Origin of the sequence: Streptomyces diastatochromogenes (assembly GCF_002242805.1) — a bacterium.
Lineage (GTDB): Bacteria > Actinomycetota > Actinomycetes > Streptomycetales > Streptomycetaceae > Streptomyces > Streptomyces diastatochromogenes.
In genome coordinates this window covers 47,315-64,430 of sequence record NZ_MCGQ01000029.1, presented here as the reverse complement: position 1 = coordinate 64,430, position 17,116 = coordinate 47,315, and the positions used below count along the sequence as shown (strand labels likewise).

Here is a 17,116-nt window from a genome sequence, read left to right as displayed (position 1 = left end):
CTTGTGGATTGATGGAACGGGAGGGGCGGGTCCCGGGACATCGAAGGGGCTGACGCGAGCCATGGCCAAGCAGAACGTCGCCGAACAGTTCGTCGACATCCTCGTCCGCGCCGGCGTACGCCGCCTCTACGGCGTCGTCGGCGACAGCCTCAACCCGGTCGTCGACGCCGTCCGCCGCAACTCCGCCATCGACTGGATCCACGTACGCCACGAGGAGACCGCCGCCTTCGCGGCCGGCGCCGAGGCCCAGATCACCGGCAAGCTGGCCGCCTGCGCGGGCTCCTGCGGCCCGGGCAACCTGCACCTCATCAACGGCCTGTACGACGCCCACCGCTCCATGGCCCCCGTGCTCGCCCTCGCCTCGCACATCCCCTCCAGCGAGATCGGCCTCGGCTACTTCCAGGAGACCCACCCGGACCGGCTCTTCCAGGAGTGCAGCCACTACAGCGAGCTGATCTCCAGCCCGCAGCAGATGCCCCGGCTGCTGCAGACCGCCATCCAGCACGCGGTGGGGCAGAGCGGCGTGAGCGTGGTCTCGCTGCCCGGCGACATCGCCGACCAACCCGCCCCGGACAAGTCCCCCGAGAGCGCCCTCGTCACGTCCCGGCCCACCGTCCGGCCCGGCGACGCCGAGATCGACAGACTCGTGGAGATGATCGACGCGGCCGGCAAGGTCACCCTCTTCTGCGGCAGCGGCACGGCCGGCGCACACACCGAGGTCATGCGGTTCGCGGAGCGCGTCAAGTCGCCCGTGGGGCACGCCCTGCGCGGCAAGGAGTGGATCCAGTACGACAACCCGTACGACGTCGGCATGAGCGGTCTGCTCGGCTACGGCGCCGCCTACGAGGCGACCCACGAGTGCGACCTGCTGATCCTGCTCGGCACCGACTTCCCGTACAACGCCTTCCTGCCGGACGACGTGCGGATCGCCCAGGTCGACGTGCGGCCCGAGGTCCTCGGCCGCCGCTCCCGGCTCGACCTCGCCGTGTGGGGCGATGTCCGCGAGACCCTGCGCTGTCTGATCCCGCGGGTGCGGGAGAAGACCGACCGGCGCTTCCTCGACAAGATGCTGAAGAAGCACGCCGACGCGCTGGAGGGTGTCGTCAAGGCGTACACCCGCAAGGTCGAGAAGCACGTCCCGATCCATCCGGAGTACGTGGCCTCCGTGCTCGACGAACTCGCCGACGACGACGCCGTGTTCACGGTCGACACCGGTATGTGCAACGTATGGGCGGCTCGTTACATCTCTCCCAACGGCCGCCGCCGGGTCATCGGTTCCTTCTCGCACGGCTCGATGGCGAACGCGCTGCCGATGGCGATCGGGGCGCAGTTCACCGACCGCCGGCGCCAGGTCGTGTCGATGTCCGGGGACGGCGGGTTCACCATGCTGATGGGCGACTTCCTGACCCTGGTGCAGTACGACCTGCCGGTGAAGGTCGTCCTGTTCAACAACTCCTCCCTGAGCATGGTCGAGCTGGAGATGCTGGTCGCGGGACTGCCCTCGTACGGCACCACGAACACCAACCCCGACTTCGCCGCCGTGGCCCGCGCCTGCGGTGCCTTCGGCATCCGGGTCGAGAAGCCCAAGCAGCTCGCCGGCGCCCTCAAGGACGCCTTCCGGCACAAGGGCCCGGCCCTGGTGGACATCGTCACCGACCCCAACGCCCTGTCCATCCCGCCGAAGATCAGCGCCGAGATGGTCACCGGATTCGCGCTCTCCGCCTCGAAGATGGTGCTCGACGGCGGCGTCGGCCGCATGCTCCAGATGGCCCGCTCCAACCTGCGCAACGTCCCGAGGCCCTGAGGGCGTGTGTCATATCCCCGACCGGAGCGATGGTTTCCGGCCAGTTTCGGGCGGGGTGACGGCCCGTCGGTCTCCGGTGCCGGACGGTCGCGCGCTGCCGCGATGGGGCGCCCGTGACGCCGTACGGCGGGCTTGGCGGGCCCGGCACGGGTGCGGGGGTGCCGGAGGGCCGGCCGGAGGGCCGTACGGGTGTGGCCGAACAGACGGCCGTCGGCGGATCGCCATGCGTGCCCGAAGGACCGTTGGGCATGGATCCCCGTGTACGTGTTCGATCAGGAGGGGCAGGTACGGCGACGTGCGGGCGGGGGCCATGAAGAGGCAAGCGCGAGGGGGCGGTCCCGTGGCCATAGGGGCCTCCTCGGCGAAGGCGGGGGAAGAGACCGACACCATCACGGAACGGGCGCACGGGCCTCAGGTCAGGCGCAGACTGGGGCGGGCGGACCTCAGGGCGGTGCCCGAGGCCCGCCGGGAGGTGCGCGAACTGCTGCGGCACTGGGGCAGGCCCGGCCGCTCGGAGATAGCGGAGCTGCTCACCAGCGAACTCGTCACCAACGCGCTCGTGCACACCGACGACGACGCCGTCCTGACCGCCGTCGTCTCGCCGCGCGGACTGCGCGTGGAGGTACGGGACTTCGTGGCCCGCAGGCCGCACCTGCGGGCGCCGGACACCGGCGACGGCACCCACGGCCGGGGGCTGGTCCTGGTGCAGTCCCTCGCGGACGCCTGGGGCGTACGGTCGCACGGCGTGGGCAAGTCGGTGTGGTTCGAACTCGGCGCCGAGGCCGCGTGAGCGGGACCGCGTGAGAGAGACGGGAACGGGACGGGGGCGTGACCCGTGCGGTCACGCCCCCGTCCCGTGATGAGCCGAAGTCCTAGCCGAACTGCTGCTCAAGGTCCTTCAGCTTGCGCTCGAGCGAGTCCAGGCGCGGCAGAGCCATGGTGTCGTCCTCAGCCGTGAGGTCGACCGTGAGCGGCTCACCGGCCTTGCGGACCGGCTGAAGGGACGGCCGAGAGCGTACGGGCAGTTGCTCCGGCGACGATATGGCAGGCTCCGCGGTTGCCGGCGCGGGGTCGCGCTCCAGCTGGATCTCGACCTGGCGGCCGCCGGTGCGGCCGACGAAGCCGCGGTGGCCCCGGCTGATCGCCTTCAGCTGGGCGCGCTCCACACGCTGCTGGTCGCGCCTGCGCTGCCGCGCCTGCTCCTTCTGCTTGGTGTCCTCGCGGACCTCCTCGACGGCCTCGTCCAGGCTCCGCACACCCTCCAGGAGCATCAGCGACCAGGCCTTGTAGGTCTCGCGGGGGGCCCGCAGCCAGCGGACGATGCGGATCTGCGGCAGCGGACGCGGCACCAGACCCTGCTCGCGCAGCGCGGCCCGGCGGGTCTGCTTCAGCGCGCGGTCGAACAGGACGGCCGCGGACAGCGACATGCCGGAGAAGAACTGCGGCGCGCCGTCGTGACCCACGCCCCTCGGCGCGTGCACCCAGTTGAACCAGGCCGCGGCCGCGGCGAACAACCAGACCAGTATCCGGGAGCCGAGCGCCGCGTCACCGTGGCTGGCCTCGCGCACCGCGAGGACGGAGCAGAACATCGCCGCGCCGTCCAGGCCGAACGGCACCAGGTACTGCCAGCCGCCGGTCAGCCCGAGGTTCTGCTCGCCGAAGCCGACCAGGCCGTGGAAAGAGAGTGCGGCAGCGACCGCCGCACAGCAGAACAGAAGAACATAGGAGGCCGTGCCGTAGATGGCCTCCTTGCGCCTGCGGCGCTCCTCGCTGCGCTCCCACGAGTCGTCGGCGCTCGCGTTCTCCCCGGAGGAGCGCTTGCCGCGCGCGAGCACCGCCACCGCCGCCAGCATGCCCAGGAGCAGTACGGCGCCGGGAAGCAGCCAGTTCAGCGATATGTCGGTCAGTCTCATCAGGGGTCCCTTGCATTGGGATAGGGCGTAACGCCCGCCATAGTGGCCCACGCCCGACGGCCCTCAGGGGGTTTCGGGGCAAGAGGCCGCCAAGGAAGTGCAAGGGGATGCCCAGGGCGGCGTTCTGCTCGAACTGCCGCTTGAGGGGCGGGAGTTGAGTTCGAATAAGACTACCCGCACGGATGGTTCCTCGGAAAGTTCCTGGGACAGGTGAGGAAGTTGTGAATTACCTGTCCGGAGGTGGGCGGTCCGATTCCGATGATCTTAGTGGACCCGAGGGGCTGCTCCGGACCAGACTACTTAGGTAAGGCTAGCCTTATTTGCGCCTTCGGGGAGTTTGAAGTGTCGCCTTGTGCGCCTAAGGTGCTTGACGGACAAGTAACAACCCGCCGTTAATGACCCAAGTGCCGACCAGCCGGAGGAGGACCCCGTGAAGCAGGGCTTGCAGGGCTACCCCCGGGTGCCCGCGCAGCAGCGCGCGGTGGACGTCGACGTGGCCCGGGAACGGGACGTCGCCCTGCCGGGCGCGCGCGGTGAGCACACGCACTGTGAGCGGCCGATTCCCGAGCCGCGGGCCGTCGTGCAGCGCTCCTCGGTGCGCGGGCAGATCCTGGACGCGCTGCGTACGGCGCTGGTGGCGGGCGAGCTCAAGCCCGGCGAGGTCTACTCGGCGCCGGTCCTCGGCGAACGCTTCGGGGTGTCGGCGACACCGGTGCGGGAGGCCATGCAGCAGCTCGCGCTGGAGGGTGCCGTCGAGGTCGTGCCCAACCGTGGCTTCCGGGTCGTCGAACGGGGTGCGCGCGAGCTGGCCGAGCTGGCCGAGGTGCGGGCGCTGATCGAGGTGCCGGTGATGCTGCGGCTGGCCCGCGCCGTCCCGGCCGAGCGGTGGGCCGAACTCCGGCCGCTCGCGGAGGCGACGGTACGCGCGGCGTCCTCCGGCTGCGTGGCGACGTACGCGGAGTCCGACAGGGCCTTTCACCGGGCGGTGCTGTCCCTGTCGGGCAACGAGCAGCTGGTCCGGCTCGCGGAGGATCTCCACCGGCGGTCGCAGTGGCCGCTGGTCGGGGGACCGGTGCGGCATGGCCGGGCGCAGCTGGTGGCAGATGCGGCGGAACATACCGCTCTGCTGGACGCGTTGATCTCGCGGGACCTGGAGGTCGTGCGGGCGCTGGTGGGGGAGCACTTCGCCAGCATGAGCTGAGCAGGGGTCTCGCCGTAGGGGTACGGGTCGACTGTCGGGTGCGGGTCCGTTGTGGCTTGTCGCGCAGTTCCCCGCGCCCCTTCAGGTGGGTCAGCGCAACGTACCTCAGGGGCGCGGGGCTGTATCGATTTGCGGCTCCGCCGCGCGGGCGCGATCAACCCCCACCGGCCCGCACCCGGCGACGAAACCGCACCCCCCTACGCCGTAGCCGCCCCCGGAGCCGGCGGAGCCAACTGGCGGGCCAGCCACGTGGGGACGCCCCCGAGCAACCGGAACAGTCGCCGAGCCTCCTCCCGTAGCCGCGAAGCCTCCGGCTCGGTCTCCGCGTCGGCCAAGGAGGCCAGCGCGGGGGCGGTGCCCACCAAGTAGCCCAACTCCTCGCGGATACGGAGGGATTCGGCGAAGCCGTGCCGGGCCTCCGCCAACTCGCCGTCCCGTAGGGCGAGTCCGGCCAGGTGGCGCCAGGTGAAGGACAGGAGCAGCGGGTCGGCGTGCGCCGTCGCGCCCGCGTGGGCCCGGCGGTACGCGGCGCGGGCCGCCTGCGGGGAGCGGGCGAGGTTTTCGGCCAGCAGGCCCCGGCGGAAGTCCAGCAGGGCCCGCCCCGCGGCCCCCGGAGGGATCAGCGCGGCCGCCCGCCCCAGCGCGGCCCGCGCCTCGTCGGCCCGGTCCCGTACCCCGTGCAGCGTGGCCGCGTAGGCGAGCTGGCCGCGTTCGCAGGCGGCCGCCCCCCGCTCCTCGTCGGTGTGCGCCAGCGCCTCGGCCGTGCGGAGGGCGTCCTCCGCCTCCTCCCAGCCCCGCTCGGTGTACAGACACCGCTCGACCTGCAGCGCGGCCCGCTGCAGGGTCGTGGCCGGGGTGTCCGTCGGGAGCAGCGCCGCCGCGTCGGCCCAGCAGGCCCGCGAGCGCAACCGCCATACCGCGGTCTGGAGAGGATCGTCACCGGCGGTCGTTCCGTTACCAGACATGGCGGAATGCGCCACGTTGCCCTCCCCGAGCACGCCGTCGAGCTGTTGAGTGGTGGCGGCATTCCAGCACCAATGACGGGGCCGGGCCAAGAGGATGGGTGAAAGTTTTCACAAAGTGGCGGGGCATTGGCGTGAGTTGGTTTGATCACCCCGCGCCCGCCTGAGCTCAGCTCATCCGCAGCGCCAGGAAGAAGTCCAGCTTGTCCTCCAGGCGCGACAGGTCCCGTCCCGTCAACTGCTCGATGCGGCCCACCCGGTAGCGCAGCGTGTTGACGTGCAGGTGGAGGCGGGTGGCGCAGCGGGTCCAGGAGCCGTCGCACTCCAGGAACGCCTCCAGGGTCGGGATCAGTTCGGCGCGGTGGCGTTGGTCGTAGTCCTTCAGGGGGTCGAGCAGGCGGGCCGTGAAGGCGCGGCGGACGTCGTCCGGGACGAACGGGAGCAGCAGGACGTGGGAGGCCAGTTCCTGGTGGCCGGCCGCGCAGACCCGGCCGGGGCGGGCCGCGGCGACCCGGCGGGCGTGCCGGGCCTCCTCCAGGGCGCCGCGCAGCCCCTCCGCCGAGTGCACGGCGGCGCTGACGCCGAGGGTGAGCCGCCCGTCGTCGTTGAGGCCCGCCGACAGCGGCTCGCGGACCGTCTGGAGCAGCGCGTCGGCGAGCAGGCCGGACTCCGAGCCGTCGTGCTCGGTGGAGACCGCCGGGAGGGGGACCAGCGCGATGGCCTCGTCGCCCGTGTGCGCGACGGCGATGCGGTCCGAGGGCTCCGGGCCCGTGGCCAGCGGGTCGACCAGGACCTCCTCCAGCAGCGACTGGGCGACCGGGCCGCCCTCGACCGCGCCGCCTTCCCACTCCACGCGGGCCACCACGACCTGCCAGTGCGGGGCCGCCCCGAGCCCGGGCAGCAGCACCGGCGCGGCGACCCTCAGGCGGGCGGCGATCTCGGCGGGCGCCGCGCCCGTCTGCACCAGCTCCAGCACCTCCTGCGCGAGCCGGCGCCGTACCGTACGCGCCGCGTCCCGGCGGTCCCGTTCTACGGCGATCAGCTGGGTGACGCCCTGGAGCAGGTCGAGGCGCTCTTCCGGCCAGTCGCCCGCGTCCGCCTCCACGGCCAGCAGCCAGTCCGACAGGACCGTCTCGCGGACGTCGCGGGCGGCCTGCGGGGAGCGCCCGGAGGAGCGGATCGGGAAGAGCGAGTACCGGGAGCCGCCCAGCACCATCCGGTGCGGTCCGCGGCGGCCGGTGCGGGCGGCCGCCAGGTGCTCGGCGGCGAGCTTGGCGCAGGTCTCCGGCGGCAGCTCGGGGCCCGTGACCTTCGAGCCCGCGATCAGCCGGCCGGCGGGGGAGAGCACCCAGGCGCGCAGGTCCAGATCGGATCCGAGCAGGTCGAGGACCACGTCCGGGCCGCCGCCGGCCGGGCCCGAGGTCATCATCCGGCGGTGCCGGTCGACCACGGCCGCCAGGTCCCCGGCCCGCTCGCCGGAGACCTGCCGTACGACGTGCTCGGTGATGGTCGCGAACGCCACCGACTCGTGCACCGCGAACAGCGGCAGCCGGTGCCGGGCGCAGGCCAGCACCAGGTCCTCGGGCACATCGCCCAGCTCGGCCTCGCCGGCCGCGAGGGCCGCCACCCCGGCCTGCGCCAGGATGCGCACGAAGGGTTCGGAGTCGTCGGCGTCCCGGCGCCAGGCCAGGCCCGTCAGTACCAGCTCGCCGCCGGAGAGGTAGCGGCTCGGGTCGCGCAGGTCGGTGGTCATGACCCCGCGGACCGAGCGGTCCAGCTCGTCCTCGCCGCCGAGCAGCCGCAGGCCCAGCGCATCGGTGTCCAGCAGTGCGCGCAGCCGCATCTCGTCGCCGCCGTTCTTTGTCTCGAAACCTACGATGAATCTTGATGGGTGACGGGGGAGTGACCCGACGCGGGGCGCGCAGGCCGTTCTCCGGGGTCGTCGGGCTGTTTCCAGCGTTTCCCGAGGAAAACGGAGGGGTTACCGATGACCTCCGTTCATACGAATCTACAAGACGATCGCCGTGGCCAGCCAACTCCTTCATGGTTTCGGTGACTGACCGCGTCGGAGTACGGGGCGGTGTACTGAGTCCACGCCGCGTTAACAGGACATGAACAAGCCGGGCCCGCCGCAGACGGATTGGCTCAATACGTACGACCCACGAGACGAAGAAGAGAGCCGGTCATGGACTTCATTCGCCCCGCCAGCTGGGAGGAGGCGCTCGCCGCGAAGGCCGAGCACCCCACCGCTGTGCCGATCGCGGGTGGCACCGATGTGATGGTCGAGATCAACTTCGACCATCGCCGGCCCGAGTACCTGCTCGACCTGAACCGCATCGGCGACCTCACCGAGTGGGAGGTCGGCGAGGACACCGTGCGGCTGGGTGCCTCCGTCTCGTACACCAAGATCATGGAGAATCTCCGTGCCGAGCTGCCCGGCCTGGCGCTCGCCTCGCACACGGTCGCCTCCCCGCAGATCCGCAACCGCGGTGGCGTCGGCGGCAACCTCGGCACGGCCTCGCCCGCCGGTGACGCCCACCCCGCCCTCCTCTCGGCCGGCGCCGAGGTCGAGGCGGAGTCGGCGGCCCGCGGCACCCGCCTGATCCCGATCGACGAGTTCTACACCGGCGTCAAGCGCAACGCGCTCCAGCCCGACGAGCTGATCCGCGCCGTCCACATCAAGAAGGCGGACGGCCCGCAGCAGTACTCCAAGGTCGGCACCCGCAACGCCATGGTCATCGCGGTGTGCGCCTTCGGTCTCGCCCTGCACCCGGAGACCCGCACGGTCCGGACCGGCATCGGCTCCGCCGCCCCGACCCCCGTGCGGGCGAAGACCGCGGAGGACTTCCTGAACGCGGCCCTGGAAGAGGGCGGCTTCTGGGACAACGGAAAGATCATCACGCCGTCGGCCGCCAAGCAGTTCGCGGACCTGTGCTCCGCCGCCTGCAACCCGATCGACGACGTCCGGGGCACCGCGAGCTACCGCCGCCACGCGGTCGGCGTCATGGCCCGCCGGACGCTCACCTGGACCTGGGAGTCGTACCGCGACGCCCGCCGCGCCTCGGAGGGAGCTGCGTAATGCGCGTCAACTTCACTGTCAACGGACGTCCGCAGGAAGCAGACGACGTCTGGGAGGGCGAGTCCCTGCTGTACGTCCTGCGCGAGCGCCTGGGCCTGCCCGGCTCCAAGAACGCCTGCGAGCAGGGCGAGTGCGGCTCCTGCACCGTGCGCCTGGACGGCGTCCCGGTCTGTTCCTGCCTGGTCGCGGCCGGCCAGGTCGAGGGCCGCGAGGTCGTCACCGTGGAGGGCCTGGCCGACTACGCCAAGCAGCGCTCCGAGGGCGGCTGCGCGACCGGCACCTGCGGTACGACGCTGCAGGACGCCCAGCTGGGGGTCCCCCCGGGCGAAGCCTGGGGGAGGCAGGCCAAGGGCACCGACTCGCAGACCGGTGAGGGCACGGAGCTCTCCCCGATCCAGCAGGCGTTCATCGACGCCGGCGCCGTCCAGTGCGGCTTCTGCACCCCCGGTCTGCTCGTCGCCGCCGACGAGATGCTGGAGAACAACCCCGACCCGACCGACGCGGACATCCGCGAGGCGCTCTCGGGCAACCTGTGCCGCTGCACGGGCTACGAGAAGATCATGGACGCGGTCCGTCTGGCGGCCGCCCGCCAGTCCGAGGGGGTCTGACATGCCGACCAACGGCGCTCCCACGAAGATCACGCAGGGCTCCCAGACCAAGGGCGGCATCGGCGAGTCCACGCTCCGCCCGGACGGCACCCTCAAGGTCACCGGCGAGTTCGCGTACTCGTCCGACATGTGGCACGAGGACATGCTGTGGGGCCAGATCCTGCGCTCCACCGTCGCCCACGCCGAGATCGTCTCGATCGACACGGGCGAAGCCCTCGCCACGCCGGGCGTCTACGCGGTCCTGACCTACGACGACCTGCCGACCGCGGTGAAGAACTACGGCCTGGAGATCCAGGACACCCCGGTTCTCGCCCACGGCAAGGTACGTCACCACGGTGAGCCGGTCGCGCTCGTCGCCGCCGACCACCCGGAGACGGCCCGCCGCGCCGCCGCCAAGATCAAGGTGGAGTACAAGGAGCTGCCCGTCATCACCGACGAGGCCTCCGCGACCGCGCCGGACGCGATCCTCGTCCACGAGGGCCGCGACGACCACCACTCCGGCCACGTCCCGCACCCCAACATCGTGCACCGCCAGCCGATCATCCGCGGCAACGTGGAGGAGGCCCGCAAGCGGGCCGACGTGATCGTCGAGGGCGAGTACACCTTCGGCATGCAGGACCAGGCCTTCCTCGGCCCCGAGTCCGGCCTCGCCGTGCCGGAGGAGGACGGCGGCGTCCACCTCTACATCGCCACCCAGTGGCTGCACTCGGACCTCAGGCAGATCGCCCCGGTCCTCGGCCTGCCCGAGGAGAAGGTGCGCATGACGCTGGCCGGCGTCGGTGGCGCGTTCGGCGGCCGTGAGGACCTGTCGATGCAGATCCACGCCTGCCTGCTGGCGCTGCGCACCGGCAAGCCCGTCAAGATCGTCTACAACCGGTTCGAGTCCTTCTTCGGGCACGTCCACCGGCACCCGGCGAAGCTCTACTACGAGCACGGCGCCACCAAGGACGGCAAGCTCACGCACATGAAGTGCAAGATCGTCCTGGACGGCGGCGCCTACGCCTCCGCCTCCCCGGCGGTCGTCGGCAACGCCTCCTCGCTGAGCGTCGGCCCGTACGTGATCGACGACGTCGACATCGAGGCCATCGCCCTCTACACCAACAACCCGCCCTGCGGCGCCATGCGCGGCTTCGGCGCGGTCCAGGCGTGCTTCGCCTACGAGGCGCAGATGGACAAGCTGGCGAAGAAGCTGGGCATGGACCCGGTGGAGTTCCGGCAGCTGAACGCGATGGAGCAGGGGACCCTCATGCCGACCGGGCAGCCGGTCGACTCCCCGGCCCCGGTCGCCGAACTGCTGCGCCGCGTCAAGGCGATGCCGATGCCGCCCGAGCGCCAGTGGGAGTCCAGCGAGGGCGCCGACGTACGGCAGCTGCCCGGCGGCCTGTCCAACACCACGCACGGCGAAGGCGTCGTACGCGGGATCGGCTACGCGGTCGGCATCAAGAACGTCGGCTTCTCCGAGGGCTTCGACGACTACTCCACCGCCAAGGTGCGCATGGAGGTCGTCAACGGCGAGCCGGTCGCGACCGTGCACACCGCGATGGCGGAGGTCGGCCAGGGCGGTGTCACCGTCCACGCGCAGATCGCCCGCACCGAGCTGGGCGTCACCCAGGTGACGATCCACCCGGCCGACACCCGGGTGGGCAGCGCCGGTTCGACCTCGGCCTCCCGGCAGACGTACGTCACCGGCGGCGCGGTCAAGCACACCAGCGAACTCGTCCGCGAGAAGGTGCTGGAGCTGGGCCGCCGCAAGTTCGGTACCTACCACCCGGCCTGGGCCACCGCCGAACTCCTGCTGGAGGGCGGCAAGGTCGTCACCGACGGCGGCGAGGTCCTCGGCGACCTGGTCGACGTCCTCGGCGACGAGGCCGTCGAGATCGAGGCGGAGTGGCGGCACCGGCCGACCGAGGCCTTCGACCTGCGCACCGGCCAGGGCAACGGACACGTCCAGTACTCCTTCGCCGCGCACCGCGCGGTGGTCGAGGTCGACACCGAACTCGGCCTGGTCAAGGTCATCGAGCTGGCCTGCGCCCAGGACGTCGGCAAGGCCCTCAACCCGCTCTCCGTCGTCGGCCAGATCCAGGGTGGCACCATCCAGGGCCTGGGCGTGGCGGTGATGGAGGAGATCATCGTCGACCCGAAGACCGCGAAGGTCAGGAACCCCTCCTTCACGGACTACCTCATCCCCACGATTCTCGACACGCCGACCATCCCGGTCGACGTGCTCGAACTCGCCGACGACCACGCCCCGTACGGGCTGCGCGGCATCGGCGAAGCCCCCACCCTGTCGTCCACTCCGGCCGTCCTCGCGGCGATCCGGAACGCGACCGGGCTGGAGCTCAACCGCACTCCGGTACGGCCCGAGCACCTGACGGGGACCGCGTAACACCCAAGCTCTCCGGGCGGCGTGAGGGAACGTCACACACTCCGCCGCGTCGCCCGGAGGAACCTCTTTGAGTTCCGCACCGCTCGCGGTCCTTGAAGTACCAGGAAATTCGTTCGTCTCGGGCCGTCCCCCGGGTCGTCCATTCCCCAAATCCCGTGACCGTCAGGGCGGTTGTACGGGTGCCCCTTTGAACCTTGGGAGATGGCCCATGACCCAGCAGTCAGTGGAGCCCAGGACCGCAGCCGACGACGCGGGCGATGGCAGCCGCGTTTCGGCCGGGCGTGCCTGGCTCGACAGGTACTTCCACATATCCAAGAGAGGGTCCACGGTCTCGCGAGAGGTCCGCGGCGGCATCACCACCTTCATGGCGATGGCCTACATCCTCCTGCTCAACCCGCTCATCCTGTCCGGCAAGGACGTGGGCGGGGACACGCTCGGCCAGAAGGCCGTCATCACCGCGACCGCGTTCGCGGCGGCCTTCACCACGCTGCTGATGGGCTTCGTCGGCAAGGTGCCGCTCGCGCTCGCCGCCGGCCTCTCCGTCTCCGGCGTCCTGTCCTCGCAGGTCGCCCCCAACATGACCTGGCCGCAGGCCATGGGCATGTGCGTGATGTACGGCGTCGTCATCATGCTGCTGGTCGTCACCGGCCTGCGTGAGATGATCATGAACGCGATTCCGCTCGCGCTCAAGCACGGCATCACGATGGGCATTGGCCTCTTCATCGCCCTCATCGGCTTCTACAAGGCCGGCTTCGTGCACCAGGGCGAGCACACCCCCGTCAGCCTCGGCCCGGCGGGCGAACTCGCCGGCTGGCCGGTGCTGCTCTTCGCCGGCACCCTCCTGCTGATCTTCATGCTGCAGGCCCGGAACATCCCCGGCGCCATCCTCATCGGCATCATCTCCGGCACGATCGTCGCCGCCGTCCTCAACGGGCTCGGCGTCATCGACCCCAAGCAGTGGGCGAACGGCACCCCCGAACTGCACGGCAGCGCGGTCTCGATGCCCGACTTCTCGCTCTTCGGGCACGTCGAGTTCGGCGGCTGGGGCAAGGTCGGCGCCATGACCGTCGGCATGATCGTCTTCACGCTCGTGCTCGCCGGGTTCTTCGACGCGATGGCCACCATCATCGGCGTCGGCACCGAGGCCAACCTGGCCGACGACAAGGGCCGTATGCCGGGCCTGTCCAAGGCGCTGTTCATCGACGGTGCCGGCGGTGCGATCGGCGGTGTGGCGGGCGGCTCCGGCCAGACGGTCTTCATCGAGTCGGCCACCGGCGTCGGCGAGGGAGCCCGCACGGGTCTGGCCTCCGTGGTCACCGGCCTGTTCTTCGCGGCCTGTCTCTTCTTCACCCCGCTCACCGCGATCGTCCCGCAGGAGGTCGCGTCCGCCGCCCTGGTCGTCATCGGCGCCATGATGCTGATGAACGCCCGGCACGTGGACTGGGCCGACCGCGCCACCGCGATCCCGGTCTTCCTGACCGTCGTCCTGATGCCGTTCACGTACACCATCACCACCGGTGTCGCCGCGGGCGTCATCTCCTACGTGGCCATCAAGACCGCCCAGGGCAAGGCCCGCGAGATCGGCGCCTTCATGTGGGGTCTGACGGTCATCTTCCTGATCTACTTCGGTCTGCACCCCATCGAGGGTTGGCTCGGCGTGCACTAGTCGCCCCGACCGACGCTCCTTCCACGCAACCCCGTTAAGGAGACCGAGAGATGCTGGACATCGCCGAGGAACTGAACCGGTGGGTCGAGCAGGGCCGTGACTTCGCCGTCGCCACCGTGGTGGCCGTCGGCGGCAGCGCCCCACGCCGGCCCGGCGCCGCCCTCGCGGTGGACGCCGACGGCACGGCCATCGGCTCGGTCTCCGGCGGTTGCGTGGAGGGCGCCGTGTACGAGCTGTGCCGACAGGCGCTCGAGGACGGGGAAACCGTCCTCGAACGCTTCGGGTACAGCGACGAGGACGCGTTCGCCGTCGGCCTGACCTGTGGCGGCGTCATCGACATCCTCGTCACACCGGTCCGGGCGGACGGTCCCGCCCGGCCGGTGCTCGCGGCCGCGCTGGCCGCCGCCGCCCGTGGGGAGGCGGCGGCGGTCGCGCGGGTCGTCACCGGACCGGCCGAACTGGTGGGCCGCGCCCTCCTGGTGCGCACCGACGGCTCCCACGACGGCGGCTTCGGCGCCCACCCCGAACTGGACCGCACGGTCGCCGCCGAGGCCGGCGCCTTCCTGGACGCGGGCCGCACCGGCACCCTGGAGATCGGCGAACAGGGCTCCCGCTGCGGCGCCCCGCTCACCCTCCTGGTCGAGTCGTCGGTCCCCGCCCCCCGCATGATCGTCTTCGGCGCCATCGACTTCGCCTCCGCCCTGGCCCGCGTCGGCAAGTTCCTGGGCTACCACGTCACCGTGTGCGACGCCCGCCCGGTGTTCGCCACCCGCACCCGCTTCCCGGAGGCCGACGAGATCGTCGTCGAGTGGCCCCACACGTACCTGGAGCGCACCGAGGTCGACGGCCGTACCGTCCTGTGCGTCCTCACCCACGACGCCAAGTTCGACGTACCGCTCCTGGCGCTGGCCCTGCGCCTGCCGGTCGCCTACGTCGGCGCGATGGGCTCCCGCCGCACCCACCTCGACCGCAACGAACGCCTGCGTGAAGTCGGCGTCACCGAGCTGGAGTTGGCCCGCCTGCGCTCCCCGATCGGCCTCGACCTCGGCGCCCGTACGCCCGAGGAGACGGCACTCTCCATCGCCGCGGAGATCGTCGCCAGCCGCCGCGGCGGCAGCGGGACGTCCCTGACCGGCGCCCACATCCCCATCCACCACGACCCGACGGCCCTGCCGACACAGCGGATCGGGTCGGTGGCCTGACGGCTCTTTCCGAGCGGCTGCGCCCGGTTCTACGATCTTGACATGAGTGACGGGAGCACGACGGCCGAGGAGCTGCTGACCGCCCGGCTGTCGCTACGACGGCCGGGCGAAGCCGACATCGACGCGATCCTCGCCGTCCACAGCGATCCCGGGACATGCACCCACAACCCCTCCGACGCACTCGCCCGGTTCGAGGAGGCGGAAGCGCTCTACCGGCGCTGGGACGCCCAGTGGGAGCGGCACGGATACGGGTACTGGGTGGTCCGGCGGCACGGCTCCGCCCGGCAGGTCGGGTTCTGCGGAGTCAAGTCCATGGAACTGCACGGGGAGCGGGTCCTGAACCTCTTCTACCGCTTCGCCACCGGGGCTTGGGGCCAGGGCTTCGCCGGTGAGGCCGCCGCAGCGGTCACCACCTGGGCGTCCCGGCACGCGCCCGACCTCCCGCTGATCGCGCGTATCCGGCCGGCGAACCTCGCCTCCCAGCGCGTGGCCGTGCGCGCCGGACTCAGCCGGGCGCGGCATCTCGACACCGAGGGATACGACGGCTTCGACTGGATCTATGTCGCACGGCCGGAGCACTGGGCCGCGAAGGACCGCTGAGAGCGGCGGCGGGGGGCGGCGGGGGCGGCACCCTCTCACGCCCGTCTGAGGAGTCTGTTCACCGCCCGTCCGAACACCGCGCGTGACGCTCGCTCCAGCACGCCGTCGAAGAAGCGGGGGAGGAACCGGACCCGCAGTTCCTCCCGCCACACCACCCGGGCGCGGCCCCCGGGCCCGGGGCGGACCTCGATCTCCGCCCAGCCCTGGACGACCCGCCCGCGCTTGTCGAGCCGGCACAGCCCGGGCTCGTCGTCCACCGGCGGATGCCAGACCGTGACTTCCATGGGATCGTTGAAGGAGAGGGGGCCGAGGCCCGAACGGGCCACGAAGCGCGTGCCCTCCCGGGTCGGCGTGGGCGTGACCACGGTGATCCGGGTCAGCGGAACCACATCACCATGGCGGGGCCACTCCGTGAGCCGTCGCCACGCCTCGTCGAGGGGGAGAGGCACGGTGCGTTCGAAAGAGAAGAAGGGCACGGCACGATCGTAGGGAATCGTCGCCGGTCACCCGCACCTTCGCCCCCGGCTCCGCCGCTCGGCGCAGCCGGGTGTCCGTGAGGAGTCGTATCCGCGAACAGTCGGTGCGAGGGACGGAGCGACGACCGCCACCCGCTTACGCTTCCTGCCATGGGCCGGGCAACCTCCCCGCCCGCAGGGGGAGTTGATCCACATGCCGCTGAAGACCTACGGCGTCCTCATCGCCCGCGCCGTCGACACCCGGCGCGAGGGCGCGAGGGAGACTCCGCACTACCAGATCCATCTCACCGACGATCAGGGGACGCACTACCGCGCCGCGGTCAACGTGCTCTCCCAGCAGAAGCCGGCCGACCTGCTCTACCTGGTCGCCGACGACTTCAAGCACCCGGTGACCGCCCGCCTGGAGGACCTGTCCGGCGGCTGGAACCCGCTGCCGCCCGGCCCAGACGGGCCGAACCTGGACTTCGTGCGCGGCAACCTCTTCGACCCGGCCGGACTGCGCACGCTGCCACCGGACGTCGCGGGCCCCGACAATGACCTCGCGGACCTCCTCGACCACTACGTGCAGCGCGCGATCGACGACGCTCAGGCGCGCCTGTATCTCTTCGGCGCCCGCTTCGGGCCCGAACCGGCCGTCAAGGACAAGGTGTTCGGCTTCCTGCCCGGCAACGGCGTCCACGACATCCATATGAACCAGGGCAACAGCGGCCGCTTCAGCGGCGACGATGGCGTCTGGCAGGACGGCGGACTGCTCCTGCACTTCCCCGGACAGTCCCGCTGGGTCGGCATCTTCCTCGCCTTCCAGAGCCAGTCCTGGCACACCGACGACACCACCGGACACGCCCTCCGCAAGGTCGACGGCAGCCGGCCCGAGCCCGGCACCCGGCCCGTGCGGATCGTGGCGGCGCTCGTCAACCCGAAGGGCCCCGCCCCCGAGGCGGAGACCGTCACCCTCCTCAACGCCTCGCCCGACCCGGTCGATCTGACCGGCTGGAGCCTCGTCGCCCGCGTGGGCCAGGGCATGCCGGTGTCCGCCACGGCCCCCCTCGCACCGGGCGCCAGCCTCGCCGTCCCGATCACCGACGGCACCCGACTCACCGACCATGGCGGCGAGATCACCCTCCTGGACGCGGCCGGCCTCAAGGTCCACGGTGTCTCGTACACCGCCGAACAGGCCGCGCGCGAAGGCTGGTCCGTGGTGTTCTGATCCAGAGGACAC

14 protein-coding genes are annotated in these 17,116 nt (G+C 71.4%); 10 read left to right on the top strand and 4 right to left on the bottom strand.

From position 1 onward, the window contains the following. Positions 1-61 precede the first annotated feature (61 nt). Positions 62-1,804 (top strand): pyruvate dehydrogenase, encoded by a 1,743-nt coding sequence (locus BEK98_RS30340; RefSeq protein ID WP_094219902.1) that lies wholly within the window; start codon positions 62-64, stop codon positions 1,802-1,804. Between the two features lie 340 nt (positions 1,805-2,144). Further along, positions 2,145-2,594, top strand: coding sequence for an ATP-binding protein (locus tag BEK98_RS30335; RefSeq protein ID WP_094219901.1), 450 nt, complete (start codon positions 2,145-2,147; stop codon positions 2,592-2,594). Between the two features lie 82 nt (positions 2,595-2,676). Here BEK98_RS30335 and BEK98_RS30330 read toward each other — a convergent pair whose 3' ends face one another. Then, positions 2,677-3,717, bottom strand: coding sequence for a DUF2637 domain-containing protein (locus BEK98_RS30330; protein ID WP_094219900.1), 1,041 nt, complete (start codon positions 3,715-3,717; stop codon positions 2,677-2,679). A 430-nt stretch (positions 3,718-4,147) separates the two neighbouring features. Between BEK98_RS30330 and BEK98_RS30325 the strand changes: the two genes are divergently transcribed. Next, positions 4,148-4,918, top strand: coding sequence for a GntR family transcriptional regulator (locus BEK98_RS30325; protein WP_094219899.1), 771 nt, complete (start codon positions 4,148-4,150; stop codon positions 4,916-4,918). 197 nt (positions 4,919-5,115) lie between these two features. Here the strand turns inward: BEK98_RS30325 and BEK98_RS30320 are convergent, their stop codons facing one another. Both BEK98_RS30320 and BEK98_RS30315 read right to left on the bottom strand, forming a co-directional pair. Beyond that, positions 5,116-5,883, bottom strand: coding sequence for a hypothetical protein (locus BEK98_RS30320; RefSeq protein WP_167444294.1), 768 nt, complete (start codon positions 5,881-5,883; stop codon positions 5,116-5,118). Between the two features lie 166 nt (positions 5,884-6,049). Beyond that, entirely contained in the window at positions 6,050-7,723 is a 1,674-nt protein-coding gene (locus tag BEK98_RS30315) for a PucR family transcriptional regulator (RefSeq protein ID WP_094219898.1), read from the bottom strand. Positions 7,724-8,065: 342 nt separating this feature from the next. Here BEK98_RS30315 and BEK98_RS30305 point away from each other — a divergent pair, with 342 nt between their 5' ends. The 6 genes from BEK98_RS30305 (at position 8,066) to BEK98_RS30280 (ending at position 15,421) form a co-directional block, all read left to right on the top strand. Continuing rightward, positions 8,066-8,959: an FAD binding domain-containing protein gene (locus tag BEK98_RS30305; RefSeq protein WP_094219896.1), complete on the top strand. Its 894-nt coding sequence runs from the start codon at positions 8,066-8,068 to the stop codon at positions 8,957-8,959. Beyond that, a complete protein-coding gene (locus BEK98_RS30300) occupies positions 8,959-9,567 on the top strand; it encodes a (2Fe-2S)-binding protein (protein ID WP_094219895.1) in 609 nt (202 codons plus the stop codon). The genes BEK98_RS30305 and BEK98_RS30300 overlap by 1 nt, the downstream gene beginning before the upstream one ends. 1 nt (position 9,568) lies before the next feature. Beyond that, entirely contained in the window at positions 9,569-11,953 is a 2,385-nt protein-coding gene (locus BEK98_RS30295) for a xanthine dehydrogenase family protein molybdopterin-binding subunit (protein ID WP_094219894.1), read from the top strand. A gap of 208 nt (positions 11,954-12,161) precedes the next feature. Further along, entirely contained in the window at positions 12,162-13,619 is a 1,458-nt protein-coding gene (locus BEK98_RS30290) for an NCS2 family permease (RefSeq protein WP_094219893.1), read from the top strand. Between the two features lie 50 nt (positions 13,620-13,669). Further along, a complete protein-coding gene (locus BEK98_RS30285; protein ID WP_094219892.1) occupies positions 13,670-14,821 on the top strand; it encodes an XdhC family protein in 1,152 nt (383 codons plus the stop codon). Between the two features lie 42 nt (positions 14,822-14,863). Further along, entirely contained in the window at positions 14,864-15,421 is a 558-nt protein-coding gene (locus BEK98_RS30280) for a GNAT family N-acetyltransferase (RefSeq protein ID WP_094219891.1), read from the top strand. A gap of 35 nt (positions 15,422-15,456) precedes the next feature. On the opposite strand, the gene BEK98_RS30275 is transcribed toward BEK98_RS30280, so the two are convergent. Continuing rightward, the gene (locus BEK98_RS30275; protein ID WP_094219890.1) at positions 15,457-15,897 is read right to left on the bottom strand and encodes an SRPBCC family protein; all 441 of its coding nucleotides are present in this window, start codon (positions 15,895-15,897) and stop codon (positions 15,457-15,459) included. 193 nt (positions 15,898-16,090) lie between these two features. Here BEK98_RS30275 and BEK98_RS30270 point away from each other — a divergent pair, with 193 nt between their 5' ends. Next, positions 16,091-17,104, top strand: coding sequence for a DUF2278 family protein (locus BEK98_RS30270; protein ID WP_094219889.1), 1,014 nt, complete (start codon positions 16,091-16,093; stop codon positions 17,102-17,104). Positions 17,105-17,116 lie beyond the last annotated feature (12 nt).

Bases quoted from the DNA above. Each gene is read 5' to 3' on its own strand.
- BEK98_RS30340 (WP_094219902.1), top strand. From the start codon at position 62: ATGGCCAAGCAGAACGTCGCCGAACAGTTCGTCGACATCCTCGTCCGC.
- BEK98_RS30330 (WP_094219900.1), bottom strand. From the start codon at position 3,717: ATGAGACTGACCGACATATCGCTGAACTGGCTGCTTCCCGGCGCCGTA.
- BEK98_RS30320 (WP_167444294.1), bottom strand. From the start codon at position 5,883: ATGTCTGGTAACGGAACGACCGCCGGTGACGATCCTCTCCAGACCGCG.
- BEK98_RS30315 (WP_094219898.1), bottom strand. From the start codon at position 7,723: ATGCGGCTGCGCGCACTGCTGGACACCGATGCGCTGGGCCTGCGGCTG.
- BEK98_RS30305 (WP_094219896.1), top strand. From the start codon at position 8,066: ATGGACTTCATTCGCCCCGCCAGCTGGGAGGAGGCGCTCGCCGCGAAG.
- BEK98_RS30300 (WP_094219895.1), top strand. From the start codon at position 8,959: ATGCGCGTCAACTTCACTGTCAACGGACGTCCGCAGGAAGCAGACGAC.
- BEK98_RS30295 (WP_094219894.1), top strand. From the start codon at position 9,569: ATGCCGACCAACGGCGCTCCCACGAAGATCACGCAGGGCTCCCAGACC.
- BEK98_RS30290 (WP_094219893.1), top strand. From the start codon at position 12,162: ATGACCCAGCAGTCAGTGGAGCCCAGGACCGCAGCCGACGACGCGGGC.
- BEK98_RS30285 (WP_094219892.1), top strand. From the start codon at position 13,670: ATGCTGGACATCGCCGAGGAACTGAACCGGTGGGTCGAGCAGGGCCGT.
- BEK98_RS30280 (WP_094219891.1), top strand. From the start codon at position 14,864: ATGAGTGACGGGAGCACGACGGCCGAGGAGCTGCTGACCGCCCGGCTG.
- BEK98_RS30270 (WP_094219889.1), top strand. From the start codon at position 16,091: ATGCCGCTGAAGACCTACGGCGTCCTCATCGCCCGCGCCGTCGACACC.